Here is a 12,920-nt window from a genome sequence, read left to right as displayed (position 1 = left end):
AATTGTTTATTTTTCAACTTTATTTGTCCCATAATGAGGCTGGACTTCTTGTAGAATCGTGATCAGTGAATCTTTTAACTGTTCATAATCAGGCATGTTCATACTTTCAAGTTGTGCAGCCAAATCATAGACAGTTTGAACTTTATCGACTTGCATCTGCGCTTTGGTAATATCCGTTTTAAACAGCCAGCACAAAGAAGGGCGCTGGGCTTGAACATAAAAATCACCTTTAAAATAAGCTATGGCTTGATCAAGCATTAATACATGATTTGGTGTGAAAAATTTGGCAAGTTGCATTTCATTTGTACCACTTAATTGGTACTGATTGTCGAAACGAATATCCCCACTCGACCATTTTACCCCAAGACGGCAGGCTCGATTTTGTTTAGATGAAATACTGATACCTTGAGCAGGGAAGTTTTCTAGAATGATCCCCCATAAATCATAATGACGATATTCAGTCTTTTTTTTGCCTTCTGAATCACGCGTTTCGACTTCATCCACATAATGATAATTAAACAGCATATATGGATAGTTGATGCCGTTGACCTGCCAAGCGCCATAAATGCAATGACCAATCGTATTTTCATGATCCCCTAATCCAAATAACGGGAAATTATAAGGAGACTCCATATTTTCATCGAAGGCATTGGGATAGAAGCGAATTTGATATTTTGCTTCTAGGTTCTTTTGATGAGCATCTTCTATCAATTGATTGAGGGCTTTTGTCGAAGTGCGCTTATAGAAAGCAAAAGCCACACTCGCACCCGCAACCAGTAAGAGTATCGGGTGGGTAAAAATAGCCAGTACAAATAAACCAATCGCGATCGCGATAAAAAGCCAAAACGTATAATTTTGAATAGACAGACTCGGATCATCTTGCCAATTCTTTAAGCTTGCAATGATCTGTTCAAAATCTTGATTTGATGAGAGTAATTGATTGATCGCATGGATATTGTGCTGAGTCTTGCCATTGTTGGCGTGTTGTTGACTAAAGGCATTTTGAATTTTTGTGAGTAAATCATTCATCTTTATTCATTATTGTGGCAAGTGCTTAGATGCCTGATTGTAACGAAAAAATGATTTTGAATGCAAAGTGTGGTGTTTAAACCACACTTTGCATATTGGTATGCTGACTAAGCAATAATTTTTAAATAGATTGCGCTTAGTTGAATCTAACCATTTGCGTTTTCAATCAACATTGCATCGCCATAACTAAAGAAGCGATATTTGCTTGCAACAGCATGTTGATATGCATTCATAATATTGTCACGGTTGGATAATGCAGATACCAACATTAACAAGGTAGATTCTGGTAAATGAAAGTTGGTGATCAAGCGATCAACCACACAGAATTGATACCCTGGATAGATAAAGATTTGTGTATCGCCTGTCCACGCGGCAATTTTTCCACCAGATGCTTGTGCTGCACTTTCTAAAGCGCGTGTTGCTGTTGTTCCAACGGCAATCACTTTGTTGCCACGTGCTTTGGTTTCTTGAATCAATTTTGCGGTTGCTTCAGGCACATCACACCATTCACTGTGCATGATGTGGTTTTCGATCTGATCTGTACGTACAGGTAAGAATGTTCCAGCACCCACATGCAAGGTTACAAACGCTTTATTTACGCCTTTTTGCTCTAATTCTTCTAATAGGGCTTGGTCAAAGTGCAAACTTGCTGTTGGTGCTGCTACGCTTGCTAATTTGGTTGGATCGTTAAACACGGTTTGATAGCGTTCTGTGTCAATGGCTTCTGCTTCACGATTAAAGTAAGGCGGAATAGGCAATTGTCCGTATAAATCTAAAACTTGCAAAATAGGCTGTGAAAACTCCACCACAAATAAGTTTTCATGACGCCCTGTTACCGTCACTTTAACTTCATCTTTGCCAATAAATAACTCAGCACCTGCTTTAGGCGAATTGCTGGCTTTGATATGACAATGTGCAATGGTCTGATCAAAAATGCGTTCAACCAAAACTTCAATAGCACCACCAGAGGCGCGTTTACCTTTTAAACGTGCTTTCATCACTTTGGTATCATTAAGTACCAATAAATCACCTTCATTGAATAAATCAAAAACATCGGTGAAGTGAAGATCTTGGTATGAACCATCTGCATTGAGATGTAAAAGGCGAGAAGCGCTACGTGTTTCAAGTGGGTAGCGCGCAATGAGTTCGTCGGGAAGTTCGAAATTAAAATCGGAGAGTTGCATCATGAGGAAGAAAAACTGACATTTGGGATTTAAAAACTGCCGCTAGTATAGTCGTTTTTCAAATTAATGGCTGAAATTGATGTTTTATAATCCAAAAAAACCAGAACTGCCTTAAAATTAAACAAATGTGAAAACTTGTCGTTGACAAGAAAATGAAACGCGCTATTATACGCACACAACCTCTCCCGAGGTGGTGAAATTGGTAGACGCGGTGGACTCAAAATCCACTGTCAGCGATGACGTGTCGGTTCGAGTCCGACCCTCGGGACCATATATTATGGAAAGCCTTCAAGCATATTTAGACTTGAGGGCTTTTTTATTGTTTGAAATTACTGCTATCAGAACTTAAGAAACCATATAAGAACACGAGTGCTTAAAAAGAAAAAACTGATTCTGATCACTATGGATCAATTAATAGATTGGCATTTAAATGATGGTTTCGATGTTTAATTAAAATTACGTAATTTCTAGTGTTCCTTCGATCCCTCTTTAATGACGCATTTTTATAATAAATATCAGTATGCGATAAATAGTACCTGATCACTTAACAATGACAGTTAATATTTTTAATTTCAATCATTTAAAACTTAACCAAAGGTGTACATATTTCTTGCCTATAGGAAAATTAATTAGTTATAGTTAAAAGTATTTTAAATAATTTGAAAATATTTTATTTTTCCCGCTATTTTGAAAAATAACTAAATGATCTCAGTGCGGCTTATCTAGTAAAGAAGATTGGTTTTATTTAAGGAAAATCAAGGACACACCATGGAGATACAGAAATCATAATCGGAGTAAAATTATAATGAATCTAAGTATTATGATCATCATTGGTTTAATCGTGTATTCGATAGCAGCCATGACTTATGTATACCGTTGGCGAGGAAAAGCACGTTATGACTCACTCTCGCAATATTTAAGAAAAAGCTGGCCAATATTTGCACCATTTAATTGTGTTCTGTATATGACGACATGCAGCTTTGCAAAAAAGCCAATATTAGATGCTGATTTTTTGGAAAATATTGAAGTGCTTAGAGCCAATTGGACAACGATTAGAGATGAGGCAATAGCATTGGAGTCATCGGGTGTGTTTGATGTGATCAAGACACCTGGAGCAGACGGTTATTATGATGTTGGTTTTCGCACTTTTTACAAACGTGGTTGGAGTAAATTTTACTTAAAATGGTACGGAACTACGCATGTTTCTGCGCAAAGATTATGTCCCAAGACATTGGCATTACTTAATCAAGTCCCTGCTATTCGCGGTGCCATGTTTTCACTGTTACCAGCAGGTTCTGAACTGAGCTTACACGCAGATCCTATCGGTAGTAGTTTTAGGTATCATCTCGGTTTGCTGACACCTAACGCTGAAAATTGCCAAATTAATATTGATGGGCAAACCCGTACTTGGTTTGATGGTAAAGATTTTGTCTTTGATGAAACCTATCCACATTTTGCATATAACACAGCAAATTCAGCGCGTTTAATTCTGATGTGTGATGTTGATCGTCCGATGAACATATTCGGACGAATTTTTAACAGTGCTTATCGTATTCTTGTTAAAGGAACCGTTGTTCCAAACACGCCTGAAGATAAAAGAGGGGTGTATAGTGCGATTTTTAAATTTTTTGCGCCATTTAGACAGTATTCAATACAATTCCGTGAAAAGCATTTCAAGACGTATAAAATACTCAAATTCATTTTAAATTTAACGCTGCTATCTCTGATTTTTATGCTCTTGTATGGTGTGGTTTATTTATTTGAAATACTCTTTTTAATGAATTAAAAATAACGTATTTTCTCACTCATTTAAGGGATATCCTTGCTCTGGTTGATGCCGAATTTTACTATTTTGTCTTTTGATCTTTGCTAGTTCTACATCCCTAAGCTTGGCTATAGACGCCAATAGGTTGATATCTGATTCATGAATTTGATCACCATGTTTTAAAGTATTAGTCTTTATAAAACGCTTCGTTTTTTCTATTTAAATCATAAAAATATATAAAGCTGTAACTGACTACTTATGTTGGAAAAAATGTGAAATTTATCGAAACTTTCACCCCATTGTTTTTATTTGGTTGTATTGCTGTTATATTGTTTTATGTGAACATTTGTAAGTGCTCTTCCAAGGCTGTATTTTACATTCTGTCTTAAGTTTTGATGTATTTGGAAGAAATTGATATTTAAAAGTGGGCGATTTAAATAACTAACGTGTTAACTGAAAGTGCAAATGAGGTAAACATGAAATTAGAATTCTTAGAAGCTCATCAGACCGAACAGCTCAGTGCTTGTCGACTATCGCTGATTTTAGGGGTCTATACCTCAAATAATAAAATTGAACGCTATTTACGAGTAGCGCGTGCCGTTCTCAATGTCGAAAATGCTTTTTTTACTTTTCATAATGAGCCTTATATTTGGGTTGCAAATGAAAATGGTGATTTCAAAGCTGCGTCAGTTCCGCATAAACTGAGTTTATCACCGTATTTTGGCAATCAGCTCATCGTTTCAGAAACGCATAAAAATTATGAAAAATTCTCACAATATATGGCTGAAATTGGGATAAAACACCAACGCTTATTGTGCTATGACTTTAAGTTAGAAGATGATGATTCTATTGCACATGTTTATTTTTATGATGATAAAGATACAAGATTTACAACTAAGCAGCAGGCTTTATTAGAAGAACTTAGCTCAGGTTTGGTGACGATTTTAGCGCGTAAATCTGAATCTCAAGATTATTATGAGTTATATGAACAAGAACGCGCTTTAAATTTTAGTAAGACCAAGTTTTTCCAAGTCATTGCACATGATTTACGTGCGCCGTTTCATGGGTTAATTGGCTTTTCGGATGTTTTAGCAAACGAACGAGAAACATTAACTGATGACGGTATACAGGATATTGCAGATTATCTGCATGATACCTTGCAATCAACTTATTCCCTACTTGAAAACTTGCTCAATTGGGCGATGGCAGAAGGTGGGCGCTTTGTTTATCACCCAATTAATTTTAAATTAAAACAGACCACAAAGATCGTTTACGATGTGCTTAAGCCTTTGGCGGTAAATAAAAATATACAACTGATTGAAAATGTTGCTGAGGATTTAAGCGTTTTTGCAGATATGAATATGGTGACCTCGGTCATTCAAAATCTAGTTTCAAATGCCTTAAAATTTACCCGTACTGATGGTTCTGGAAAAGTTTCCATTATTGCGCACCCAGTAGGGAAAAATATAGAAATTATTATTCATGATACTGGTTTGGGAATGACGCAGTCGCAAATTGAACAACTGTTTGAACCACAGATCAAAGCCAGTATAAAAGGCACCATTGGCGAACGAGGAACAGGATTAGGGCTGGTTCTATGTAAACGGTTTGTGGATCTCAATCATGGAAAAATCTCTGTAAGCTCTAAAACAGGTGAGGGAACGACTTTTATTGTTGCGTTACCCGCTGCAAAAAACACCCATCAAACTTTGGTTTGTCCTGAAATCAAGCAAGATAAAATAAAAATTTCATAATTCTATATTTGAATAATTTAGCTTGATTGTGGTTGGTGGTTTTTTGAGCTTTGTTTTTTAAGAAAAGTACAAAAACCTCCCTAAATGTAAAGCAAACTGCTATAAATAAGTTGATAAAACATAAGTACAGGCTTTTCAATGAACATTGAGCAATTGCAAAAAACATTACATGCAAGTCAGTATGCAGAACAAGTATTAAGTCTACATCAAGCCACTTTAAAACATGATTATGCAATTGATCAATTTCAACAATCGCTCAGTACTGCACAAATTCAACAACTCGTTTATGATCATTTAGTCAATATACAAGATGAAAATACGTGGATGAAAGTCTTACGTATTCTTCGTGCACGCTTAATGTTTCGCTGGATTTGGCAAGATGCCAACCAACTGACCAATGTGGTGAAGTTGACAAGAGAACTGTCTGATTTTGCAGATGCCTGTATCGTTGCAGCAAAAGATTTTGCCCGAATTCCTTTGCTGGCAAAACATGGCGAACCGATGGGGTATAACGGTAAGCTTCAAGATTTGATCGTCATTGGGATGGGCAAGCTTGGCGCACAAGAGCTGAACTTATCTAGTGATATTGACCTGATTTTTGCCTTTGATGAACAAGGTGAAAGCAATGGGCGTAAGTGTATTGATGTACAGCAATTTTGCATTTTGTGGGGGCAAAAACTGATCTATTTATTGGATCATATTACCGCAGATGGTTTTGTATTTCGTGTGGATATGCGTTTACGTCCTTGGGGGGATGGTTCAGCATTGGCAATAAGTCATGTGGCTTTAGAAAAATATTTAAGCCAGCATGGGCGCGAGTGGGAACGTTATGCATGGATTAAGGCGCGTATTATCACAGGTGGGCAAGACGGTGATAGTTTATTAGACATGACCCGCCCATTCGTTTTTCGTAAATATGTAGATTACACCGCTTTTGAAGCCATGCGTGAAATGAAAGCCATGATTGAACGAGAGGTGGCTCGGCGTAACATTGCAGATGATATTAAGCTGGGCGCTGGTGGTATTCGTGAAGTTGAATTTATTGTGCAGGTTTTTCAGCTGATTTATGGCGGAGCAAAATTAGAATTACAAGACCGCCAATGCCTTGTTAGCCTAAAACATTTGGGTGAGGCAGGCTTACTCGATCATCAATCTGTTGAGGATCTTGAAGATGCCTATCTATTCTTACGACGTGTAGAGCATGCTATTCAAGCTTTGAATGACCAGCAAACACAATCTTTACCGACAGAGCCTGAACTTCGTCAGCGAATAATTGATACCTTGGGTTTTGATGATTGGGATGCTTTTATTGATTTTCTCAACCAAAAGCGCAGCAAAGTGACTTTTCAATTTGAGCATTTGATTAAAGAAAAAGGGCTAGATTCTCCGATTGAAAGTTTTAGTCAGCTGGAAAGCCAACTCAATGAGATCTTAGACAGTAATGCACAAAATCTGATTCATGAGTTTTGGTATGGTCATGCAATCAAGAAACTGCCTGCTAAAGCTGTACAGCGCTTAAAAGAATTTTGGCCACATTTGGTTGAGGCAGTTTTACAGTCGAATAGTTCACAAGTGGCTTTAATGCGATTGATGCCGCTGGTCGAATCTGTAATGCGCCGTACTGTGTATTTGGTGATGCTGATTGAAAGCAAAGGGGCACTGCAACGTTTGGTCAAAATGGCCACAGTCAGTCCATGGATTTGTGAGGAATTGACACATTATCCAGTTCTGCTGGATGAGTTTTTATCCATGGATTTTGAACTGCCTCGACGAGATTATTTGGAAGATTCGCTCCGCCAGCAATTATTGCGTATTGAAATCGATCAAGTTGAAGATCAAATGCGAGTATTGCGCTTATTTAAAAAATCTAATGTGCTGACGGTTGCCGCAAGCGATGTACTAGCAGAAAGCCCGTTGATGAAAGTTTCGGATGCTTTAACGGATATTGCAGAAGTTTCTGTGATCGCGACATTAAATTTGGCTTATCAGACGGTTGCCAAGCGTCATGGTTATCCTGTCGATGCAGAAGGCTTACGCTGTTCATTAGACCACATGGCCTATGCTGTGATTGGTTATGGCAAAGTAGGCGGCATTGAACTGGGCTATGGTTCAGACCTCGATCTGGTTTTTATTCATTATATGGATGAGCAAGCAGATACCGATGGTCAAAAGGCCATAAGCGGTTTTGAATTTGCCATGCGTGTTGCGCAAAAATTTATGTCTCTGATGACCACACAAACTTTAGATGGTCGAGTCTATGAAATTGATACCCGTTTGCGCCCATCTGGTGAAGCAGGCTTATTGGTCACCAGTTTAAAAGCATTTGAACAGTACCAACTCAAAAGTGCCTGGTTGTGGGAACATCAAGCAATTGTTCGCGCACGCTCAATCGCAGGTGAGCAAAGCCTAAGAGCAAAATTTGAAGAATTGCGTTGCAGGGTTCTCACATTACCGAGAGAAGAAGAGGCGGTTCGCAAAGAAGTCTTGAACATGCGTCAGAAGATGAAAGATCATTTGGGTTCCTCAAAAGATCAGAAAAAAGATGGAATTTTTCATCTAAAACAGGATGCAGGTGGTATCGTTGACATCGAATTTATGGCACAGTATGTCGTATTAGCCTGGAGTGGGACGAATCCTGATCTCGCCCATTATTCCGACAACGTACGAATCCTTGAAGATGCCGCAAAGGCAGGTTGCTTATCCAGCGACGATGTATCCGCATTGATTCAAGCTTATCTCAGTGAACGCGCCGAGAGCCACCGTTTGGCACTTGCAAATCATAATATGCAAGTGAGTGCTGCGGATTGGCACGATACCCGAGAGGTCGTTTGCAAGTTATGGCAAAGATTAATTGATCCAACAGCGAGTTTCGCTTTGGAAAGTGAATAATTGTGTAAAAATTTGGAGTGTGCGCCATGAATTTGGCTGATCGTGATGGTTTTATTTGGCAAGATGGACAAATGGTTGATTGGCGTGAAGCTAAAATTCACGTCTTAACTCATACATTACATTATAGTATGGGTGTTTTTGAGGGTGTCCGTGCTTATGAAACACCTAACGGTACTGCGATTTTCCGTCTCCAAGACCATACAAAACGTTTGTTAAATTCTGCAAAAATTTATCAAATGAAAGTTCCATTTGATCAAGCAACTCTTGAACAAGCTCAAATTGATGTTGTCCGTGAAAATAAATTGGCGTCATGCTATTTACGCCCAATTATTTTCATTGGTTCGGAAAAATTAGGTATCGCTGCAACGGATAATACCATTCATGCGACAGTTGCTGCATGGAGCTGGGGTGCTTACCTTGGCGATGAAGCAATGGCAAAAGGTATTCGTGTGAAAACTTCATCATTTACCCATCATCACCCTAACGTGACCATGTGTAAAGCCAAGGCTTCAGGTAACTATACCTTGTCTATTCTTGCACACCAAGAAGTGGCACATTCTGGTTATGATGAAGCAATGCTTATGGACCCTCAAGGGTATGTATGCCAAGGTTCAGGTGAAAATGTATTCTTAGTCAAAGATGGTGTACTACATACACCAGATATTGCTGGCGGTGCATTGGATGGGATTACGCGTCAAACAATTATCACCATTGCAAAAGATATGGGTATTGAAGTTGTTGAACGTCGTATTACCCGTGATGAATTCTATATTGGTGATGAAGCATTCTTTACCGGGACTGCTGCTGAAGTGACGCCGATCCGTGAATATGATGATCGTGAAATAGGTTCAGGTGCTCGTGGTCCGATTACTGAGAAGATTCAAAAAGCATTCTTTGATGCTGTTCAAGGTAAAGATCCAAAATATGCACATTGGCTGACTTATGTAAAATAAGTGGCTGAATGCTAAAAAAGGATTCCTAGTGGAATCCTTTTTTTGTGCTTAAATTTGAGTATTGAAACAATTGAAAGCAAAATTCAAATGCTAAAATTAAGCTTTAAACTGAACAATACTATTGATTAAACCTGATAAAAATCTCGATACCAAGCTACGAATTGCTTAACACCATCATCAACAGATACCGATGGTTTGTATCCGACCATCTGTTCTAAAGCACTGCTATCCGCAAAAGTATCTGGCACATCGCCCGGTTGTAATGGAAGTAATTCTAAAATTGCTTCTTTGCCTAAAGCTTTTTCAATGGCATGAATATATTCAATCAATTTTACTGGATTGTTATTGCCGATATTGAAAATACGGAAAGGCGCATAACTGGTCGATGGATCAGGGTTTTTGCTGTCCCAATTTGGATCAGGTTGCGCAATTTGATCACTTGAACGAATTACACCTTCTACAATATCTGAAATAAAAGTGAAGTCGCGGGTATGGTTGCCGTGATTGAATACAGGAATAGGTTGGTCTTCAATAATATTCTTAGTGAACTTAAACAGAGCCATGTCTGGGCGGCCCCAAGGACCATAGACCGTAAAAAAGCGTAAGCCTGTTGTCGGTAAATTGAAAAGATGGCTATAACTGTGCGCCATGAGTTCATTGGCACGTTTGGTTGCCGCATAGAACTGTACTGGATGGTTAACGCCATGTTTTTCACTAAAAGGCATGGTGGTATTCGCACCATAAACACTACTAGTACTGGCATAGGTTAAATGTGGCGTTTTGGCATAACGGCATGCTTCAATAATATTGGTAAAGCCAATTAAATTACTTTCGACATAGCTCAATGGATTTTCTAATGAGTAACGGACACCAGCTTGTGCAGCCAAATGAATCACCCGATCAAATTGATGATCTTGAAAACATTGATCAACGATTGCTTTATCAGCAAGATTGGCATGAATAAAAGTGAATGTTTGCTGGGTTTGTACCGCCGTATCTTTGAGAACTGCTAATCGGGCTTGTTTTAATGCGGGGTCATAGTAATCATTCATATTGTCAAAGCCGACAACATCATCACCACGTTCTAAAAGTTTTTTTGCAACATTGAAGCCAATAAAACCTGCTGCACCTGTGACGAGGACTTTCATTCATCTGCTCCGAAAATATCTCGTGTATAGACTTTATCTAATACATCACTTAAGTCATTAGAAACTCGATTAGCAATAATCACATCACTTTGCTGTTTAAATTGTTCTAAGTCATTGACGACTTTGGATTTAAAGAACTCATTTTCTTGTAACGTTGGTTCATAGACAATCACTTCAATTCCCTTGGCTTTGATGCGTTTCATCACACCTTGGATTGCCGACGCTCTAAAATTATCTGAACCACTTTTCATCACTAGACGATAAATACCAACTTTATTGGGGTTACGTGCGATCACCGAGTCTGCGATAAAGTCTTTACGCGTACTATTTGAGTCAACAATGGCTTGAATCAAATTACTTGGAACGTGATTATAGTTAGCTAAAAGTTGTTTGGTGTCTTTCGGTAGGCAATAGCCACCATAACCAAATGACGGATTGTTATAGTGATTACCAATACGTTGATCTAGACAAACACCATCAATAATTTGATGAGTATCTAAGCCAAAAATTTGCGCATAGGTATCCAGTTCATTGAAATAGGCAACGCGCATAGCGAGATAGGTATTGGCAAATAACTTAATTGCTTCAGCTTCAGTTGCGTCGGTAAATAAAACAGGGCTATCCTTTTTGATGGCGCCTTCGATCAATAAGTCAGCAAACAGTTTTGCGCGATCAGATTTTTCCCCAACAATAATTCGGGAAGGGTACAAATTGTCATGCAATGCCTTTCCTTCACGTAAAAATTCTGGAGAAAAGATAATATTTTCGGTGTGGAGTTTTTCTTTTAAGCTCTTGGTAAAGCCGACAGGGACAGTTGATTTAATCACCATCACTGCATTGGGGTTGACCTCTAAAACTTGTTGAACCACGCTTTCGACACTTTGCGTATTAAAATAATTGGTTTTGGTGTCGTAATCCGTTGGGGTCGCAATAATCACAAAATCTGCATTGCGATAAGCTGCTTGATAATCTGTCGTGGCTGTAAAATTTAATGATTTTTCTTTTAAAAATAATGAAATATCCACATCTTGAATGGGCGATATTTTATTGTTGAGCAAGTTAACCTTAGATTCTAAAATATCTACTGCAACAACTTCATGATGTTGTGCAAATATCATTGAATTGGATAAGCCAACGTAACCTGTTCCAGCGACTGCTATTTTCATAAAAACCTAATATAGAAAATGTGCTTGCAAAAGTTGTATTCAATTTCACAGAGCGTTCATTCAAAGATTGTTCAATAAAATATCGAACAATTAAAATGACTATGCTCAATGTAAATTGTTAGCGCATCATAGCATATTCTCATGAAACAAATTGTTCAGCATATGCAATCGAATACAGTAACTTGGCGATGGTAATGGTATGATATGGGGATTGCTCAGGTGGAAGATTGATGCATGCAGGTCAATGAATCAAATTTACAGTCGAATTTAGTTGAATCAGAACAGAATATCGTTTTGTGTATGAAGTGGGGCAGCAAATATGGTGCTGATTATGTCAATCGCCTATATAACATGGTCAAACGACATACCACAATTGATTTCCAAATGGTGTGTTTGACTGACCGTACAGAAGGTATTAATCCAGAGGTTCAATGCTTTCCAATTCCGCCGTTAGCATTGCCTGAAGGAAGTCCTGAACGTGGATGGAATAAGTTATCGACTTTTGAACCTGACTTATATGGTTTAAAAGGCAATTTATTATTTTTAGATCTTGATGTGGTCATTGTAGACAACATTGATGACTTCTTTAGCTATCCGGGTGAATTCCTCATTATTCACGACTGGAAACGTCCATGGCGTGTGACTGGGAATAGTTCAGTTTATCGTTTTAAGTTAGGTACTTTTCCTGACATCTTGCCTTATTTTCGTGAAAACTTTAAAGAAATTAGTCATAAATTTCGAAATGAACAAGAATATCTGTCTTGGTATGTCGATCAGCAGCAAAAACTCAGTTACTGGCCAAAAGATTGGTGTAAGAGTTATAAATACCATTGTTTGCAAAAGTTACCGCTTGCTTATTTCAAGCCACCAGTTAAGCCACAAGATGCCAAAATTATTATTTTCCATGGGGAAATTAATCCACCTGATGCCGTGACTGGAGGTGGAGGTAAATGGTACCGCTATGTGTTGCCTTCAGACTGGATTAAAGACGCTTGGCAATAATTTTATTTAGATGATTTGAGAACAATATAG

The 12,920-nt window shown here is 38.2% G+C and carries 9 protein-coding genes and 1 tRNA gene; 6 read left to right on the top strand and 4 right to left on the bottom strand.

The window, feature by feature from the left end; all coding sequences use genetic code 11:
- Nucleotides 1-6 precede the first annotated feature (6 nt).
- The gene (locus PYV58_RS18890) at nt 7-1,029 is read right to left on the bottom strand and encodes a hypothetical protein (RefSeq protein ID WP_034609907.1); all 1,023 of its coding nucleotides are present in this window, start codon (nt 1,027-1,029) and stop codon (nt 7-9) included.
- A 146-nt stretch (nt 1,030-1,175) separates the two neighbouring features.
- Nucleotides 1,176-2,213: a tRNA preQ1(34) S-adenosylmethionine ribosyltransferase-isomerase QueA gene (gene queA / locus PYV58_RS18885; protein WP_034610110.1), complete on the bottom strand. Its 1,038-nt coding sequence runs from the start codon at nt 2,211-2,213 to the stop codon at nt 1,176-1,178.
- Between the two features lie 184 nt (nt 2,214-2,397).
- Here queA and PYV58_RS18880 point away from each other — a divergent pair.
- The 5 genes from PYV58_RS18880 (at nt 2,398) to PYV58_RS18860 (ending at nt 9,574) form a co-directional block, all read left to right on the top strand.
- Nucleotides 2,398-2,484, top strand: a tRNA-Leu gene (locus tag PYV58_RS18880).
- Between the two features lie 534 nt (nt 2,485-3,018).
- Nucleotides 3,019-3,999, top strand: a complete 981-nt coding sequence (locus tag PYV58_RS18875) for an aspartyl/asparaginyl beta-hydroxylase domain-containing protein (protein ID WP_034609909.1) — start codon at nt 3,019-3,021, stop codon at nt 3,997-3,999.
- Between the two features lie 455 nt (nt 4,000-4,454).
- Nucleotides 4,455-5,732: a HAMP domain-containing sensor histidine kinase gene (locus PYV58_RS18870; RefSeq protein WP_034609912.1), complete on the top strand. Its 1,278-nt coding sequence runs from the start codon at nt 4,455-4,457 to the stop codon at nt 5,730-5,732.
- A gap of 138 nt (nt 5,733-5,870) precedes the next feature.
- Complete coding sequence (glnE, locus tag PYV58_RS18865) at nt 5,871-8,621, top strand: bifunctional [glutamate--ammonia ligase]-adenylyl-L-tyrosine phosphorylase/[glutamate--ammonia-ligase] adenylyltransferase (protein WP_034609914.1); 2,751 nt, start codon at nt 5,871-5,873, stop codon at nt 8,619-8,621.
- Between the two features lie 26 nt (nt 8,622-8,647).
- A complete protein-coding gene (locus PYV58_RS18860; RefSeq protein ID WP_004723137.1) occupies nt 8,648-9,574 on the top strand; it encodes a branched-chain amino acid transaminase in 927 nt (308 codons plus the stop codon).
- A 125-nt stretch (nt 9,575-9,699) separates the two neighbouring features.
- On the opposite strand, the gene PYV58_RS18855 is transcribed toward PYV58_RS18860, so the two are convergent.
- Nucleotides 9,700-10,722 carry an NAD-dependent epimerase gene (locus PYV58_RS18855; protein WP_034609917.1) on the bottom strand — a complete coding sequence of 341 codons (1,023 nt, stop codon included), beginning with the start codon at nt 10,720-10,722 and terminating at the stop codon, nt 9,700-9,702.
- Nucleotides 10,719-11,888, bottom strand: a complete 1,170-nt coding sequence (locus PYV58_RS18850; protein ID WP_275059647.1) for a nucleotide sugar dehydrogenase — start codon at nt 11,886-11,888, stop codon at nt 10,719-10,721. The genes PYV58_RS18855 and PYV58_RS18850 overlap by 4 nt, the downstream gene beginning before the upstream one ends.
- 234 nt (nt 11,889-12,122) lie before the next feature.
- Here PYV58_RS18850 and PYV58_RS18845 point away from each other — a divergent pair, with 234 nt between their 5' ends.
- Entirely contained in the window at nt 12,123-12,890 is a 768-nt protein-coding gene (locus PYV58_RS18845) for a hypothetical protein (protein WP_004723130.1), read from the top strand.
- Nucleotides 12,891-12,920 lie beyond the last annotated feature (30 nt).

The sequence above is a fragment of the Acinetobacter sp. TAC-1 genome (genome assembly GCF_029025845.1).
Taxonomy (GTDB): Bacteria; Pseudomonadota; Gammaproteobacteria; order Pseudomonadales; family Moraxellaceae; genus Acinetobacter; species Acinetobacter guillouiae.
The sequence above is the reverse complement of the archived record's forward strand: the minus strand, read 5'-3'. Positions and strand labels throughout refer to the sequence as shown.

Bases quoted from the DNA above. Each gene is read 5' to 3' on its own strand.
- PYV58_RS18870 (WP_034609912.1), top strand. From the start codon at position 4,455: ATGAAATTAGAATTCTTAGAAGCTCATCAGACCGAACAGCTCAGTGCT.
- PYV58_RS18855 (WP_034609917.1), bottom strand. From the start codon at position 10,722: ATGAAAGTCCTCGTCACAGGTGCAGCAGGTTTTATTGGCTTCAATGTT.
- PYV58_RS18860 (WP_004723137.1), top strand. From the start codon at position 8,648: ATGAATTTGGCTGATCGTGATGGTTTTATTTGGCAAGATGGACAAATG.
- PYV58_RS18890 (WP_034609907.1), bottom strand. From the start codon at position 1,029: ATGAATGATTTACTCACAAAAATTCAAAATGCCTTTAGTCAACAACAC.
- PYV58_RS18845 (WP_004723130.1), top strand. From the start codon at position 12,123: ATGCAGGTCAATGAATCAAATTTACAGTCGAATTTAGTTGAATCAGAA.
- glnE (WP_034609914.1), top strand. From the start codon at position 5,871: ATGAACATTGAGCAATTGCAAAAAACATTACATGCAAGTCAGTATGCA.
- PYV58_RS18875 (WP_034609909.1), top strand. From the start codon at position 3,019: ATGAATCTAAGTATTATGATCATCATTGGTTTAATCGTGTATTCGATA.
- PYV58_RS18850 (WP_275059647.1), bottom strand. From the start codon at position 11,888: ATGAAAATAGCAGTCGCTGGAACAGGTTACGTTGGCTTATCCAATTCA.
- queA (WP_034610110.1), bottom strand. From the start codon at position 2,213: ATGCAACTCTCCGATTTTAATTTCGAACTTCCCGACGAACTCATTGCG.